Annotated in this window: 11 protein-coding genes; 4 read left to right on the top strand and 7 right to left on the bottom strand. The window is 55.2% G+C overall.

The annotated features are described in order from the left end of the window. Positions 1-822 precede the first annotated feature (822 nt). Positions 823-2,595 carry an OmpA family protein gene (locus tag BLR44_RS07070; protein WP_218127024.1) on the top strand — a complete coding sequence of 591 codons (1,773 nt, stop codon included), beginning with the start codon at positions 823-825 and terminating at the stop codon, positions 2,593-2,595. Positions 2,596-2,670: 75 nt separating this feature from the next. Here the strand turns inward: BLR44_RS07070 and BLR44_RS07065 are convergent, their stop codons facing one another. Continuing rightward, positions 2,671-4,188, bottom strand: coding sequence for an alanine/glycine:cation symporter family protein (locus BLR44_RS07065; RefSeq protein WP_089680644.1), 1,518 nt, complete (start codon positions 4,186-4,188; stop codon positions 2,671-2,673). Between the two features lie 345 nt (positions 4,189-4,533). On the opposite strand from BLR44_RS07065, the gene BLR44_RS07060 reads away from it, so the two are divergent. Then, positions 4,534-5,241: an ABC transporter ATP-binding protein gene (locus BLR44_RS07060; RefSeq protein WP_089680798.1), complete on the top strand. Its 708-nt coding sequence runs from the start codon at positions 4,534-4,536 to the stop codon at positions 5,239-5,241. Further along, positions 5,238-6,602, top strand: coding sequence for a TolC family protein (locus tag BLR44_RS07055; protein ID WP_089680642.1), 1,365 nt, complete (start codon positions 5,238-5,240; stop codon positions 6,600-6,602). The genes BLR44_RS07060 and BLR44_RS07055 overlap by 4 nt, the downstream gene beginning before the upstream one ends. Before the next feature lie 75 nt (positions 6,603-6,677). Here BLR44_RS07055 and BLR44_RS07050 read toward each other — a convergent pair whose 3' ends face one another. The 5 genes from BLR44_RS07050 to BLR44_RS07030 all read right to left on the bottom strand — a co-directional run bounded on the left by BLR44_RS07050 (position 6,678) and on the right by BLR44_RS07030 (position 14,187). Continuing rightward, positions 6,678-7,316 carry a peroxiredoxin gene (locus BLR44_RS07050; RefSeq protein ID WP_089680640.1) on the bottom strand — a complete coding sequence of 213 codons (639 nt, stop codon included), beginning with the start codon at positions 7,314-7,316 and terminating at the stop codon, positions 6,678-6,680. Between the two features lie 69 nt (positions 7,317-7,385). Next, positions 7,386-8,321, bottom strand: a complete 936-nt coding sequence (locus BLR44_RS07045; protein WP_218127023.1) for a sulfite exporter TauE/SafE family protein — start codon at positions 8,319-8,321, stop codon at positions 7,386-7,388. A 31-nt stretch (positions 8,322-8,352) separates the two neighbouring features. Further along, a complete protein-coding gene (locus tag BLR44_RS07040; protein ID WP_089680638.1) occupies positions 8,353-11,148 on the bottom strand; it encodes a TonB-dependent receptor in 2,796 nt (931 codons plus the stop codon). A 171-nt stretch (positions 11,149-11,319) separates the two neighbouring features. Further along, positions 11,320-11,757, bottom strand: a complete 438-nt coding sequence (locus tag BLR44_RS07035; RefSeq protein WP_089680637.1) for an RrF2 family transcriptional regulator — start codon at positions 11,755-11,757, stop codon at positions 11,320-11,322. An 87-nt stretch (positions 11,758-11,844) separates the two neighbouring features. Continuing rightward, positions 11,845-14,187 carry a PAS domain-containing sensor histidine kinase gene (locus tag BLR44_RS07030; protein ID WP_089680635.1) on the bottom strand — a complete coding sequence of 781 codons (2,343 nt, stop codon included), beginning with the start codon at positions 14,185-14,187 and terminating at the stop codon, positions 11,845-11,847. Between the two features lie 517 nt (positions 14,188-14,704). Between BLR44_RS07030 and BLR44_RS07025 the strand changes: the two genes are divergently transcribed. Further along, on the top strand, positions 14,705-15,331 hold the full coding sequence (locus BLR44_RS07025; RefSeq protein WP_089680632.1) for a hypothetical protein: 627 nt from the start codon (positions 14,705-14,707) through the stop codon (positions 15,329-15,331). A gap of 98 nt (positions 15,332-15,429) precedes the next feature. Here the strand turns inward: BLR44_RS07025 and BLR44_RS07020 are convergent, their stop codons facing one another. Continuing rightward, the gene (locus tag BLR44_RS07020) at positions 15,430-16,998 is read right to left on the bottom strand and encodes a RagB/SusD family nutrient uptake outer membrane protein (protein ID WP_089680630.1); all 1,569 of its coding nucleotides are present in this window, start codon (positions 16,996-16,998) and stop codon (positions 15,430-15,432) included. Positions 16,999-17,001: the final 3 nt, after the last annotated feature.

The following is a 17,001-nucleotide window of genomic DNA, read 5'->3' as shown; positions in this document are numbered from 1 at the left end:
TTTCCCTTCCCCCGCCTTGGCTCGACTCGCTTTTATTTTAGAGTCTGCAGAAGAAGTCAGATACCCCTCCTCTCAGGGGGAGTTGCACCTGCAAAAGTAACGTCTACAATACGTTCTACCTCAAGGAGTTCGTCTGGTTTCCAAAAGAGGCTCGCAAGAAATTACGCATTTCTACCCGATGAAATATTTACGTCCAAGACGCACACTTTCTTTGCACTTTATGCACGATAGCGCCTCGTGCATGTCCCTCGACGATGCACCACGTGTCGCCGTTTCGCAGGTGCTGGCTACTGCCCGACGAGCAACTGTTTTTGTGCCACACGCTGGCCTCACCTAACAAAAACCTAGTTTCGTCGGACCGTAGGGGATTTTCGCGTAGCTTTTTTTTTCCTTGCCGACCGCCTAGATTTCCCTAGGAATGCTTCGTGCGTTCGGTGGATACAGCACGGAAACAATGACCACTACGCTGCAAGAAGGGGGAGGTAATAAGCGGTTTTATTTTAAAGGCCTACAATCGACCTTGTAAACTCACATTTTAATTTCCGGCCGCCCAACGGCATTTTCGGAGCGCACTATTCTATTGATGATATTTACAACTCAGAGAACTCACAATCAGCGAATTAGCTGAGCTTGTTTAATCTTATTTATCTTGACATGCGCCGTTTTACAACGCTCATCTTACCACTCTGGAGAAAGAACAGGAGGCACCCTGCATTCACGGCCGGATACCTCTTGGTATGTATTGGATTGTGGACCAGTTGCTCTCACCTCGCGAAAGAAGAGGAAAAAATCAGTACGAGCGATGCAGCGCACGCTATTGAATTGACGTGGGATCAACTGTACACCACTACCGATCATCCTACCGGACCCGGTTACTTCCAGGAAGTGGCCGCCGTACACGAAATTCTGGAGCAGGAACATAATTCCATCTGGTACCGCATCACCGTTCCAAAAGAAGCGGCCGGGGCGAATTTGATTTTCCGCCTGGAGCCTCAACAAGGCGACGAAGACTACGACTTTCTGTTGTATCAGACCGACGATGCTGTGGCCTTCTTCGATGCCTTGCAAAATGGATCAGTGCGTCCTGTGCGCGGTAACGTAGCCTTTAATAACTCTATCCACGAAAACGTCACCGGACTTTCGTGCCAGGCCCTTCATCCTTTTGAAGATGCCGAATCGCACCACACCTTTAGCTCGGCGGTTCCTCTGAAGGGCGGCGAGACCTTCTTCCTTCTGGTGGATTCTCCGCTGATGGGCAGCAAAGGGTACAGTCTGAAATTTACCGACTGCTCGGATGTACACGAAGAAGTGGAACAGGAAGCAACCGTAGCTTTGGCCGAATCGTCTGCCAGCACGCCCGCGGTAACCGCTTCGCCAGCCGCTGCTCCCAAAGCCTCGAAGCCCGGCAAAGGCGAGCGCTACCACACCGTCAGTAAAGACGAAACGATCTACTCTATCGCCCGTTGGTACCGGATGAGCATCAAAGATGTAGAGAGCAGAAACGAGCTTTCGGAGAGCTTGATCTACGTTGGCCAGAAACTCGTTGTGCGCGATGTGCAACCTGATTATAGCCGTACGGCAGGGCGTAAAACTCAGCCTACTTCAAAATCGACTACCCCGCTCTTGGCTTCTTCGGAAAACCAGCAAGGGCATACGCCCAATGCGGTGACCAGCTCTACACTTGCTAAGACCGGCTCGTCCAATACCACGAAAAAGGGCACCAGCACTGCCACCAAGGCACCAGCTGCATCCGAAACTCAGCCCACACCAGTCGAAGCTTCGGAGAAGGAAAAGGAAGTGGTCGCCACACCTGCCGAGGAGCAAGAAGAGCAATCTGAACCTGTGGCCCTTGCTCCGGCGAAACCCGAAGGCAAAACGTACTTCCTCAAGTTGAACGTCTATAACTCGCGTAACAGCAAGCCAGTCGAGACCTCGGCTATGGTGGTAAGCCCCTTAGACGGCTCCCCAATCGGTGAACTGGAAGCTTTCAAAACCGAAGCGCTCTACCTGGAGAAATCGAAGCCACGTCGTAACTCTGTCGTAATTGACAAGTTTGGGTTCCGTCGCACCGAGCTGGACCTGGATCTGGACCATCTCTTTAACGATACGACGCTTGCTGCTGGAAGTGTCTTCCTGAATCGTGATACGATCGTGCTTGATCAATACATCGACCGCTACCGGAAAGGCGACATCAACGTGATGTACAACGTTTTCTTCCACGACGATGCCGCCATCATGCTGGTTAAATCAAAGTATGAACTCACCAGCCTGTTGGAACTGATGCAGGAGAACGACGACGTGAAGATCCGCATCCACGGCCACACCAACGGGGGCGGCATCGGCAAGATCATTGTCCGCAATGAAGATGCTCACAACTTCTTCTACGTAAACGGCACCACCAAAGAGACGACAGGCTCAGCCAAGCATTTGTCTCAGCTTCGTGCCGACATTATTCGCGACTACCTGGTTTTCAACGGGATTTCTACAGACCGTATTGAAACTGTCGGTTGGGGTGGGAAACGCCCGGTGTACGATAAAAAGTCGACGCTCGCTTACAAAAACAAGCGTGTAGAAGTGGAAGTAGTTGAAGAGTAGAGCTAGTAGATAGACATTAAAAAGCCCCGGTTGCAGTTTGCAGCCGGGGCTTTTGTGTTTTAAGTCTTTTATCGCTTAAAAATACTGCTTGATTTTCCCCGATTTTACTTCCTTCAGGTAACGGGTCAGGTCGCGTTTCACTTCGGGCGCTAACAGATACAATCCCGCCATGTTGGGAAAACACATGGCGAAAATCATGGCATCGCCAAAGTCGAATACGCTGGTGGCTTTGATGGCAGACCCTACCACAACGAAAATGCAGAAGATCACTTTATAAGAGATATCGGCCGCACGCGTTTCACCGAACAGGTACGTCCAGGCTTTCAGGCCGTAATAAGACCAGGAAATCATGGTAGACAGCGCAAACAGGATGACCGCGATGGAGAGCACGTAAGGGAACCAGGAAAAGACCGTAGCAAATGACCGGGAAGTAAGACGCACCCCTTCAGAATCGCCTGCCTGATAGGCATCGGTAATGATGATCACCAGGGCCGTCATTGTACAGATTACGACCGTGTCGATAAAGGGCTCCAGCAAGGCGACAATGCCTTCACTGATCGGTTCGTCGGTCTTGGCAGCGGAGTGGGCGATTGAAGCCGATCCCACCCCAGCCTCGTTCGAAAACGCGGCACGCTGAAATCCTACCAACAGAACGCCCAAGATACCACCGAACACAGCATCGGGCGAAAACGCCCCTTCAATAATGGCGGAAAAAGCCGTCGGAATCTGCCGAAAATTCACCGCAATTACAGCAAGGGCGCCCAGGATGTAAATCCCGACCATAAAGGGGACTACTTTGTCCGTCACCTTCGCGATGCTGCGGATCCCCCCGATGATGATGACCGCAATGACCAGAGCCATCACGACCCCAAACAACCATTTGTTCTCAAAAAAGAAGCTTTCTTCGCCGCCGGTTACCTGAATCAACTGTTGGGTAGCCTGGTTGATCTGCACCATATTCCCCCCCCCGAACGATCCGCCGATACAGGCAATGGCAAAGAAACCCGCCAGTACTTTTCCGACGCCGCCCCAACCGCGCTTGGCGAATCCTTTACTCAGGTAATACATCGGTCCGCCCGAAACCGTACCGTCTGCGTGTTCGTCACGGTATTTCAGGCCCAGCGTACATTCTACAAATTTGGACGACATCCCCAATAGCCCGGCCAGGATCATCCAAAACGTAGCCCCCGGCCCACCGGTCGAGATGGCCAGGGCCACACCGCCGATGTTGCCGATTCCGACCGTTCCGGATAGTGCTGCCGTAAGTGCCTGAAAGTGACTTACTTCACCGGCATCGTTAGGATCGTCGAAACGGCCTCGGACCACGTCGATGGCGTGTTTGAAGCCCCGAATGTTGATAAATCCCATGTAGACGGTAAACACGGAGGCGCCTACAATGAGCCAGATCAGGACGAAAGGAATGGACCGCCCGCCACCGACAGGAATGGTAAAGAACACCACCGCCTCAATGGCCTCGGTCACCGGCTCAAAAACAGAATTGATTTGCTGGTCGATGGTTTGTGCTGCCTCTTGTCCGTAGCATACCGGGCTCAGCAACAGCAGAGCAGATAAGAAAAGTATAACTCTTTTCATGCAGAAAAATTAGGAGATGAAAGCGTTTGATTGACGAACGAAGTAACCGTTACGGGCGAAAGGTAGTTGCGCATGCAAATGCACAAAATACACCCTATAGCGTCAAATATAGGGATTAGATTTTGTTTTGTGCCCGGAAATTTCGTAGCGTAGCTTTTTCGTGCCGACACGCTACTTTCCCGCAGCATCGTTTCGTTTGGGGCCTTTTGCTTGTACGCAACCGAACACCCGCTGTCCGTTATCGGACACAACTCCCCCACTTTTCGGCCTCTGATTCACCCTGTGGGACATGGCATGCTTGTTGGCAACGGCTATTCGATCATCATCCAACAAAATCCGATCATCATGATTCAGCTCCGACACATCGACAAGTACTACCGCACCAAACTCCACCAGACTTTTGTACTGAAAGATATCAATTTGGAGATTGAAAAAGGAGAATTTGTGACCATCATGGGGCCTAGCGGATCGGGGAAATCCACGCTGATGAACATCATCGGCATGCTCGACGAACCCTCCGAAGGCGAGTACTACTTTGCAGGCGAACCGGTGCATACGTTCAGCGAACGGAAACGGTCGGATCTCCACAAGAACAACATCGGGTTCATCTTCCAGGCCTATCACCTCATCGACGAGCTGACGGTTTACGAAAACATCGAGACGCCGCTGCTTTATAAGAAAGTAAAATCGGACGACCGCAAGCGCATTGTGTCTGACCTGCTCGACCGCTTCAACATCGTCGCCAAACGCGACCTGTTTCCGCACCAGCTTTCGGGCGGACAGCAGCAGCTGGTGGGCGTGGCCCGGGCACTGGCTGTGCAACCGAAGCTTCTGCTGGCCGACGAACCTACGGGAAATTTGCACTCGGAACAGGGCCGAAAAATCATGGAGCTGTTCCAGAAGCTGAATCAGGAAGAAGGCATTACGATCCTGCAGGTAACGCACTCGGAAGAGAACGCACAGTACGGCGGGCGCATCGTGCAATTGTTGGACGGCATGGTCGTCAGCGATGAAAAAACTCAACCCATCAGCGCCAACTCGTCTTTGTCATGAAAAAACTCTTCTGTCTCCTGCTTGGAACGTGCGTCGCCTTTTCGGCCGCGGCACAGACCGACACCCTCACGTTCGAGCAGGCCGTGCGCATTGCCCGTCAGCAGAACCTGGACCTGCGGTTGCTCGAAAACCAGTTGGACCTGAACGAAGCACAACGCGCGCAGGCTTACGCCAACTTTCTGCCCAGTGCATCTCTCTACTCTAATGCGTTTCGCTCCAAAGGGTTGTACTTCGACCAGTCGACCGGGCGGCTGTTTACGACAACGCTCGAACAGATGAATGCTGGTTTTACGGCCAACCTGAACTTGTTCCAAGGGTTTGGGCGGATCAACCAACTGCGGGCGAGTCAGGCACAGGTCATCGCGCAACGCAAAGGCATCGAACAACAGCGCCAGCAACTCGTCTCGCTGGTTGCGCAGAATTACCTGCAAGTCCTCCTGGACCGTGAGTTGGTCGCCATCGCGCAGCAGAACCTGGACGACCAGCAGCAACTGGAAACGCTGCTCGAAAACTATGCGGAAATTGGCACACGCCCCATTACCGACTATTACAACCAGCGGGCTCAGGTCAAAAAACTGGCGTTACAGTTAATCCAGGCCAAGAACAAATATCGGGTCGATCAGGCCCAGTTCATCCAATTGCTACAGCTCCCGCCTACCCGCCCCTTTTACCTCAGCAGCCCGCAATCGGTCGAAAACAGCATTCAGCTCGAAAACAACAGCCTGGATCTGAACGAAATGTACGATCTGGCCCTACAAAACCGACCCGATGTGCAGCAGCAGGAAAAGCTGATCGAAGCCTGGCAGAGCAATTTGCAAGTGCAGCGGGCCAGCTACATGCCTACGCTTTCGGCGTTCTACGAATACGCGACCCGCTACTCCACCTCCGTACGGCAGCAAAACCCGGCGGGCGAGGAAAGTGTGGTTCCGTTCGACGAGCAATTCTGGGTTCGTAACCCTAACACCTATTATGGTCTGAGTCTGAGCATCCCGATTTTCAGTCGTTACCAGACCCGCACCACAGTAATTCGCGCCAAAACTCAACTGCGCGAAGCCCAGCTCAACGAAGAGAAGCTGAAACGGACCATCTTTACCGACATACAGACGGCGCTGCTGGAATACCAGGCCGCTGTCGAACAACTCGATGCCGCTAAAATCAGTGTTGAGGCGGCGCAACTCGCGTACGAGGCGCAGAACGAGCGGTTCAAGTTGGGCGCGGGCGATTTTGTAGAACTGTATACGGCCAACACCAACCTCGTGCAAGCCAAGTCCGAACTGGCGCAGGCCCGTTTTGCCAACGTATTTCGCAAGATTATGCTCGATTACCAGACGGGCCAGTTGCGCGAAGATTTTATTGAATAACCAAACCACCTGAACCTAAAAAAGCCCGCAACTTCTGGTCGCGGGCTTTTTTTGTGGGTTTAAAAGTCGTGTTGACTAGTCCAGGTTAGGCTGCGGCGTCGTACGCAGGTACGGCTTCACCTTCTGGTGACCTTTCGGAAACTTGGCCGGAATGTCTTCGTCCTTGATCGAAGGCGAAATCACCACGTCCTGCCCGTGCTGCCAGTTGGCGGGAGTCGCCACACTATAATTCGCCGTGAGCTGCAAGCTGTCGATCACCCGCAGAATCTCGTCGAAATTGCGCCCGGTTGAGGCCGGATACGTCAGAATCAGCTTTATTTTTTTATCGGCTCCGATGATGAACACCGAACGTACGGTCAGCGTGTCCGACGCATTGGGGTGGATCATGTCGTAGAGCTTCGCCACGTGCTGATCTTCGTCCGCAATCATCGGGTAGTTCACGTTGGTTTTCTGGGTTTCGTTGATGTCCTTTACCCATTCGTTGTGCGATCCGAGCGGATCTACACTCAGGGCGATCACCTTTACATTACGCTTTTCGAACTCAGGTTTATAGCGCGCCACAGTGCCTAGTTCCGTGGTGCAAACGGGCGTAAAATCGGCCGGGTGCGAAAAAAGTACGCCCCAGCTATCGCCCAGCCATTCGTGAAAATGAATGGTGCCTTCTGTCGTTTCAGCGGTAAAATCAGGAGCTACATCGCCTAATCGAAGTGCCATGATAGTAAGTATTTTGGGATGAATAATCTAAAAATCAAGGGCACGTAAGGTAGCAAAATTTCAAATGCGTTACAGTACCCAACTGGTGAATACGGTGCGCAGGCTCAGGAGGATAATCACCGTCCCGACGATCAGCATCAGCGTGCGCGGCTTCAGGCGCTGGCAGAGCCACGCGGCCAACGGCGCCGAGAAGAGCCCGCCCAACACCAGCCCCATCACGATGAGCCACGGCTGGCTGCCCAGCATCAGCAGAAAGAAGATCGAGCTGGTCAGCGCCACAAAAAACTCGGCCGTATTGACCGACCCAATTACGTAACGGGCGTGGTGTCCCCGCCCCAGCAACGTGGTGGTCACGACCGGCCCCCAGCCTCCGCCACCAATGGCATCGACCAGTCCGCCGAATGCGGCCAGTGCGCCCAGGTTCTTCGTGGATTGCTCGGCAGGCGATTGTTTGCGCAACGCCTTGCGGATGATGATGCCCCCCATGATCAGGAGGTAGAGCGAAATGAACGGTTTCATAAAATCACCGTCGAAGCTGCTCAGCAGATAGGCACCGGCCGCCGCACCGATCATCCCCGGCAAAATGAGCCGTCCCAGCAGTTTCCGGCTCACGTTTCGGAACGTGAGGTGAGCCAGCCCCGAAAAACCCGTGGTGAATACCTCGGCCAGGTGCACGCTGGCGCTGGCGGCGGCCGGAGGCAACCCCAGGCTCAGCAGAAACGAGGTGGAACTCACCCCGTAGGCCATGCCCAGCGCGCCATCGATCAGTTGCGCAACAAACCCGACGGCCATGTACTGCAGAAGTTCGACGCGGTGCTCGTACAGCACGCTCTTGAACGCGAGTAGCTGCCCCCACCCGATCCAGTCGACCAGCAACATCATGCTGTAAAGAAACACGAGCGACAGCAGGAGCATCAACAGTCGCCCGGGATGGTACGTTTTAGCACCGATGGTCAGGGCGGGAATGTGCAACACGCCCGCTACCTGGTTCATGATTCGTTTCATGGAATTGCTCCGCAAGGATTAGAAAAAGTGGTTAGTTCAGTAAGCCGTCGAACGTCAGGGCCAAGTAGTAAATCGCGCCGACCGTAGGTCCGCCGATGTACTGGACGTAACGGTGGTTGAGCAGATTAGAGCCTCCCAGCTTCGCGGTCGCCTTCCAGGAAGGCACGCGGTAAGTCACCTGCGCGTCGACCGTTTGGTAGGCCGGTACGGTGCCGTTGGCCAGCGACGCTTTCCACAGGAAGGCATCCTGCCAGTGCCAGGCCAGGTTATAGCCCAGGTTTTTGAGCACCTGCCGGTTGCCGAAACTCATGTTGACTATGTATTGGGGCGTGTTGAAGGCGGCTTCGAGCGGATCGCGTTTGGCGACGCGGTCCAGCACTGCATAGCTCAGGTTGCCGCTCAGCGTATAATTCTTGTACAGGTTGTAGGCCAGTCCCACCGAAGCGCCGTAGTTATACGTGATGCTGGTCGAATTGGTCCACATGCGGTACCGCTCCTGCGTACGGGTGTCGACCATCTGGAAAAGGGTGGAATCGACGCCCCCTTCCTGTACCTGCCCGATGGTTCCCCGGTTGGGCACCGCGACCTCCAGCTGATCGATGAAGTTGCTGTAGATGTTGAAATACAAATCCACATCGACGTACAGCTTGTTGTTGAAAAGCGAAGCGCGATAGCCCGCATCGAACGCGTGGATGTGCTCGGGTTGCAGATAAGTGTAGGTGTTGCGGAGCAGGAGATCTTTGTTCTTCAGTGCCGCTTCTTCGCGGGTCAGTCCCAGGGTATTGACATCGCTCACCACCGCTTTTTGGAACGCATCGACCGACGAGCGCACGTACGAGTTTTCGAAAATCTGATCCCGCTGCGACATCAGGGGCAAGCCTCCCAGGCGCCGGATGCCGCCGTTGTTCACGTACGAAAACCCTTCGAAAATGGTCGGAAAGCGATAGCCGTTCTGGTACGAAACCCGGAAGTTGTGCACTTCATTGGCCGTATACACCACCGAAACCCGTGGGTTGAGTTTGCTTTTGAAATAGTCGGCCTTGTCGAGGCGCAACGATCCCGTCACCTTCAGGCGTTTGTCCAGCATCGTCCGGCTTATCTGCACAAAACCGCCGGTCTTGCTGTAGTACAGATTTTCGCCTGGCTCGTCCGGATTGATGAAACTGTTGCCGTCCGGATAAATTACATAGGTTCGGTGGTCGGCTCCCACCAGCAGGTTGAACCGGTTGTTGACCAGCTCGCTCAGGTCGTACTGCCCTTCGGCCTGATAGAAGCGGTTTTTCATGAGCAACCAGGCGCCCTGGTCCCAGTTGTTGATGCCGATCAGCCGTTTGCGTTCCGCCTCAAACTCCGGCGTGCCGGGCTGGAATCGACCCGCATCGGCAGCCTGACGCGCCAGCCGGTGGGCTTCTGCCTGCGCTACGCCGGCGTCGAGCTGTGTCGTCAGCGCCGTTTTATAGTCGGCAAACCACACGTCGTCTGACTTGAAGGAGCGATCCAGGTTTTCGCCCAGCGGACGCATGTTGTAGCTATTGCCGGAATTTTCGTGCACTTCGTAAGCGCGCAGCAGGAAACGCGGGCCCTTCAGTTCCACCCGGTGCTGTTGCAGCAGAAAGTCGTCGAGGCCAATGCGGTTCCCGCGCGTGTAATTGGCGTCGGCACGACCCACTTTGTAGGTATAGATGGCCTCCAGGCGCTCGGTCAGACGGTAGTGCAGGGCCACATCGGCTTTGATGTTTTCGATGTTGTAGTTAGTGATCTCCCGATCGTAATAGCCTGTGCGCCGCACCTGATAAAGCTTTCCGTCGACCTCAAGGTTACGCCGGTTCGAGTTTTCGTTGCCATAGCTGTTGATCGGGTCCAGCCCCGGATTATCGGCACCGGTCAGGCCTACCGAAGCGTTGGCATCCGGGTTCAGGTCGCGCGTATCGTTGGCGACCCAGTCGGTGCCTCGTGTGTACCCCAGGTTGATTTTAACAGCAAAGCGGTCGTTAAAGGCCTTGGCGTAGCGCAGGGCCGTTTCGGTAAACGGCTTTGCCGGCAGATCGGGATCGTTGATGTGGTTGACTGCCACTTTCTGGTAGACGCTCAGGCCCTGGTAAAGGAATGGGCTTTTGGTCTGGATGTTGATCATTCCGTTCAGGGCATTCATGCCGTAGAGGGCCGACGAAGCCCCGGGCATAATTTCAATACTTTCAATATCGAGTTCCGTCGGGCCGAGTGTGTTTGCAATCGGTGCTCCGATGCCGGGCGACTGCACGTCGGTTCCGTCGACCAGTTGGGTAAAACGCGCGTTGGTCGTATTGTTGAAGCCACGCGCGTTCGGCACCTTGAAGCCCATGCTCGACGTTGTCATCTGAATGCCCTTCACGCTTTCCAGCGCATCGAAAAAGGTCGGGGCGGGTGTCTCCTTGATGGCCCGAATGTCGAGCTTATCGATGGCGACCGGCGACCGCGCAATGCGTTCTTCTACCCGCGAAGCCGTAACCACCACTTCGTCGGCCAGGACGGTCTGTGCATTGAGCGAAACGTTCAGGCCGGTGTTAGCGCTGTTGAGCGTGACCTCCCGAGGCTCGAATCCCACCATCGAAAAGACCAGCACCAGCGGCAGGCGCAACTGCGTACGCAGGCTGAAATTTCCGTCGGCATCGGTGATGGTACCGGTTACGGTGCCCTGGACCATGACGTTGACGCCAATCAGGGGTTCCTGCGTTTGGGTATCGTGGACCTGTCCGGTGATCAATACGGGGCTGTTTTGCGCGCGGACCCACGGGGCAATCGCCGTGACCAGCACCAGGAGGAAAAGAAGAAAGCGTACCTGTTTCATATCATAAATCAATAAAGTCTACAGAAATAATAGATTTATAAGGCAAAAAAATTGCTTCTTTCCAGAAGCACACCTGAGTCTAGCGCGTCACGCGCCCCGATCTCGTTCACAAAGATTCGAACAATAAATCTAAAAACCTACAGACTTAGTAGACTTTGATGTAAAAAAATTTCAGGGCGTGATCTTCAGCGTCTCTTCCCGGCGTATGATGTCCGCTAATGTGTTGTCTTTCAGGATCTTCACCGTTTGGTCACGCACTTGCGCAATCACGTCGCGGATGCCGCAGGTTTCTTCGTCGCGACACTCTTCACAACGCTCGTAATACTTATACGTTACGCAGGGCAACAGCGCCAGCGCCCCGTCGAACAGACGGATCACGTCCGCCAGATTGACCTCCGCCGGATCGCGCAGCAGGTAATAGCCTCCACCCCTCCCTTTTTTGCTACCCAGCACACCCGCATTTTTCAGGTCCAGCAGAATGGCTTCCAGAAATTTCTTGGGAATGTTTTCCCGCTCCGAGATTTCACTGATCAGAATGGGCCCACGCTCTTTCTCCTTGGCGAGACGAACCAGGGCATTGATCGCATATTTGGTTTTTTTAGAAAGCATGGATGTAGTAACAGAACCGCACGGCAGCCGACCGAACCCTGGCTACCTTGTTCGAAAGTACGAAAAAAACAGGGAACCGCACGGCGGTCAGTCCATGGGCAACAGAACGCGGAACGTGGTCCCGACGCCTTCCTCACTTTCCACCTCGACCTTGCCGCCGGCGTTGTCGACGATGCGCTTAACTAGGTAAAGCCCTACGCCCGACCCCTCGACGTGCGTATGCAGCCGCTTGAACATGCTGAACACCTTCGGAATGTTTTCTTCTTTCATGCCCAACCCGTTGTCTTCTACCTCCAGCACCTGATAACTTGCTTCCTGGTAACAAGTGATCGAAATCGTTAGGGGACGCTCTGGTGCCCGGTACTTTATGGCGTTGGAAATCAGGTTGTAACAAACACTCTTCAAGTTTTTATAGGAGAAGCGCAGGGGCTGGCAGGCTTCAAAATGCGTTTCGATGTGCGGTTCTGCTTCTTCTACCTGCGTCTGCAAGTCGAGCAGTACGTCCCGCACCACCGTCGCAAACTCGATCAGCACGGGCTCTTCGGATTCGCGCTGGAGCTTGGTGATGTTGGCCAGCTCTTCGATAGTAGTTTGGAATCGCTTGACCGAATTGTCGATCGAGCTCATGATCTTGGTGACCGTCTGGTTCTCCAGGCTCTCGATCGGCAGGTTGCGCACCAGAAGTTTCATCAGCCCTTCGATGTTGAGGATGGGCGCTTTCAGGTCGTGCGAGGCGGTATAAATGAAATTGTCCAGATCGGCATTGATCAGCCGCAGCTGCTTGTTGGCCAGCGAAAGCTCTTCCATACCCGCCCGAATCTCTTCGTTGGCGGCCAGCAATTCTTCATTGCTGCTGGCCAGCTCTTCGGTCAGTTGCTGCAACTGCTCTTCGACCCGCTTGCGCGAAGTGATGTCCATCACGACCCCGGCCATGCGGATCGGTTGCGCGTCCTGGTAGAACGTGCGGCCGCGTACGGCAATCCACCGCAAATGGTTATCGATGGTCTGGATGCGCGTTTCAAAGTTAAGTTCACCGCTCGCGTACGATTTCTGAAAAGCACGGGCGACTTCCTCTTTGTACTGCGGCAGCACGTGGCGCATAAAGCTCTCGTAATCCCAGTGATCGAGCAGGCGTTCGTAACCGAAAATGGCATCGTGCTGGATCGTCCGAACGGTAGTCTGCCGGACCAGATCCAGATCCCAGGTGCCCATACTGCCGGCCTCCAGGGCCAGCCGCAGGCTCTCTGCATTGTGCTCGATCTGTTTGCGGGCCAGCAATTGTTCCGTCACATCGAACGCAAAGACCAAAATGCCACTGACGTTCTCGTCCTTGTCGCGCATGGCCTGGTAGACGAAGTTGAAATAGGTAGTTACCAGCTGGCGCGTGTCGTCCCGCTTCAGTTCCACAGGGACTTCTTTGCCGACAAACGTCTCGCCGGTTTCATAGACCTGGTTGATGATGCCCTCGATGGGCTGGCCGGTCAATTCCGGCAAGGCCTCCAGCAACGGCACCCCAAGTAACTGCCGCCCCGGAAATAACTGTTGGTAAAGGGGATTCACCAACGTAAAGGTGTGGGTCGGCCCATTCAGAATGCAGATCAGCGCCGGAGCGTGCATGAACAAATCGTGGAGGATTTTCCCTTGCCGTTCGGCTTCCAAGCGGGCGGCCTGTTCGGCGGCCAGTTGCCGTTCGCGTTCGGCGGCCTGTCGCTGCTCCGTAATGTCCATGACGATGCCCGTCAGGTGCATCGGATTTCCCTTGAGGTTGAAGGATATTTTACCCTTGACCTGCACCCAGTGCAGACTTCCGTCTTCCCACCGAATGCGCGTTTCGAAATCAAGCGTGCCTTCTTGCAAGCCTCGTTGGTAGACCGCTTCGAGCTCGGGCCGATCTTCCGGCAGCACATGGCGCCAGAAGCGCGTCTGATCCCAGACGAAGTCGCCGTCGGCATAGCCAAAAATCTGGTCGTAGCTTTTGGAAGTGGTTAAGGATTGGTGCACAAAATCGACCAGGAAAGTACCCATGCGGGCGGCTTCCAGCGCGACTTTCAGGGTTTCCTCGTTGTACTCGGCCTTTTTACGCGCTTCCACCAATTCGGTCACTTCGATGGCGGTTTGCAAAACGCCGTACACTTCGTTCTGCTCGTTGCGCAGCGGATCATACAGGATGTTGAAGTATGCCAGTTCCAGCTTGCCGTTCCGTTGCAGGGTGGCCGGCAACTCGTCGCCCGTAAAAGGCACTCCCCGATGGTACACGTCGGCCAGAATCTCCTCAAATCCCTGTCCGCTGACTTCGGGCAATGCTTTGAAGAGTGGCGTATTGATCACCTGTTGGAAGCTGCGCCCCCAAATCTCGCACATGCGGGGGTTGGCAAACTGAATGACGTGCTGCTCACCGAGGTAAATTCCGATGGCAACCGGAGCCTGCATGTATAAGTCGTGTAGCCACGGGGTCTGGCCAAACTCAGAAGATGGCAAAGGATTCAAAATCGCGTAAAATAATGTATCTGGTCGGTTGTTCGGGAAGCGGAAGCATCCGGAAAAAGTATGGCTCCTTACGCCCACTTTCCGAGGAACAACGTCACTATAAAGTACAAATTGCTTCTAGTTTCTCAGTCTTTCGCCGCTCGCGACCTTCGGCCTGTTGGGTAGGAGAGCGCACTCCTGGGCCTAGAGTAGCATGAAGAAACCACACCCGCGTAGCCCAAAAAATACTGCCGAGGCCTGTCGCGCCATGTACGCTTCGATCGGACTGATCCCACTTCGCGTAGCGAACCTACGGATTTAGTTGCAGAATCAGAACCTTCTCCCGTGCATATTTGCCGGAACGCAGCGATAGGCACAACGAATCGGTGCGGCGTCGGACGCCTGTACTCTTCGGAAACACGTTTTGTCTTTTTTTGTTTGGCACGTCCCGTAATTTGCCCGCTGGTCTGTCTACTAGCTGATGCGCACCATCTTCAACAAGCTCCTGTTCGGGGCGCTCTTCTTCTTCGTCTCCTGGAAAGGTCTCGACGGCCTTAAAATTAACTACTACGCCCGCACGCCGTACGAGGCGGATATTGCGGCGCTGGAAACCGAGGGCGCGCACGATCCTCGTTACGTGACCATCCACAACGCCATTGCCGCCGGGCCGTACCTGACTTCGGCCGACGAGCGCTCGCTGACCACAGACATTACTTATCCGGTCATCAGCCAGGCACAGCAGGATCGCCTGCTCGCCGGGCAGCCCGTAACGGCTCATCTGCTGGTGCAACTTCCCAAACGCCCCCGCAATTGCGAAAACTACAACACTTGCCTCCTGCCCGACAGCACCCTACTGAGCGGTGTGACCAAAGCGGGCCTGGAGAAGCTAAGTGCTGACAACCTGCACCTGTTGGAATCGGACCTGCTGACCATTGCGCCGGAAGCGCTTCTGCTCGAACCTTATACCACCCCGGTGGCCCTCTATTGGAACCTGCTGATGTTTTTGGGCAGCGGGCTGTTTGCCTTTACGTTGCTCAAGTCGTTTTTCCGGCGAGCGACCAGTGTCTCCGAGTATTTCGAGAAAATTTCGGAGAAACACGCCCGTTAAAAAGGGACGAACCCCGCGCAAGAATTGCTCTCGCCGGGGCTCAGTCCTACTTACACCACCAAATCTTATCCTGTTGTTACGCGAACTTCGGTTGCAGGTTAGTAATGAGGATTTTGTATCAATTTAGGATTGGCCAGCAGTTCGGAGGCCGGCAGCGGGAATAATTCGCGGAACGCTTCGGTGGGCTTGCCTTCTTTCACGCCCCCTTTCCAGGGCCAGCGCCCGTGGGTGGTAAACTGCCCGAAACGAATCAGGTCAGTCCGGCGTTGGCCTTCCCAGTACAACTCCCGCGACCGCTCGTCCAGGAGAAACGCCAGCGTCAGATCCGCTTCGGTCAGCGTCCCTTCGGTTGTGCCGTACGCCCGTTCGCGAAGCTGGTTAACGTACGCAAGCGCCCGAACCCGGTCGCCCCCACCGCCCCGTACTACCGCCTCGGCATACATCAGGTAGACATCGGCCAATCGAAAAAACGGAAAATCGGTGTCGGGGAACGTAGCATGCGAGCCCGCCGCGCCTGCGGCCGTCCGGTTCGTGAACTTGGGCAGGGCATATCCCTGCGTAAAATCCGACAAAGCGTCGATCTCCAGCGTCTGCCCGTCGGTATAGAACGTGGCCCGTCCGTCGGCCGTTGCACTTCCCCCCGGGAAACGCTCCACCAGGGCGCGGGTCGTCCGCAGGCCCCACCACCCACCGTCGATGCCGTAGTCGGCCGCGTCCATGCGCCCCCCCACCGCCGCATGCGTCAGGAACGTCATGCCGCCGAACGTCTGGGTATGCAGTCCGTCAAACGTAATGGGAAAGATGATTTCCGGCGACGTGTGGTTGTCGGCCCGGAACAGGTGCAGGTACACCGGCGTCAGTGCATAGACACCCGCGCCCAGAATTTGCTCGCAGACGACCCGACAATCGCCATACCGCGGCTGGCCGGTGTAGACTTCCGCATTCAGGTACAACTTGGCCAGCAGCGTCCACGCCGCAGCCCGGTCAGCCCGACCGTACGGCCCTTGCCGGGGGGCGTACAGATCGGCTTCTATCGCCAGCAGTTCCCGCTCCACAAACGCAAAGACGTCCTGCCGCGATGCCTGATCGGGCGCTTCGCCGTGGGGATGCGTTTCGGTATAGAACGGCACGGGCCCAAACAGATCAAGGGCGTGCCAGTAGCTGAGCGCCCGCAAAAAGCGAGCTTCGGCCCGGAAGCGTCGGATCTGGGTACGCAGCGGCTCGCCAACGGCACGGCTGTCCAATTTCTCGTCCGTCGTTTCCTGCAAAAATTCGTTGCTGATGGAGATCTGATAGAAGACTCGGTTGTAGAGCGCCGTGATAAACTGGTTGGCGGCCGTCCAGTCGTGATCGTGGTAATCGGACAAGCCGGCATCACTCCACCCGATCACGGCCTCGTCGGTCGTGAGCTCCTGCGCTTTCCAGTACTGCCGTAGGTAATTGGAGAATCCTTCGTCGATACCTTTGATGTCCGGATCGCCCGAGGGGCCCTGTTGTCCACTCACTGAAAGGCCCGCGTACACCCGCGCCAGAAACGCCTGGTAAGCATCGGGCGAAGCGAAAGCGTTGTCGCTGGTCAGGCTGCTTTGCGGCTCCAGATCCAGGTCGGTACAGGCCGCCAGCGTCAGCATGCAAATTCCCGCGATGATGTGGCTCAGCTGCTTCATACT

It is taken from the genome of Catalinimonas alkaloidigena, assembly GCF_900100765.1.
GTDB lineage: Bacteria > Bacteroidota > Bacteroidia > Cytophagales > Flexibacteraceae > Mooreia > Mooreia alkaloidigena.
The sequence above is the reverse complement of the archived record's forward strand: the minus strand, read 5'-3'. Positions and strand labels throughout refer to the sequence as shown.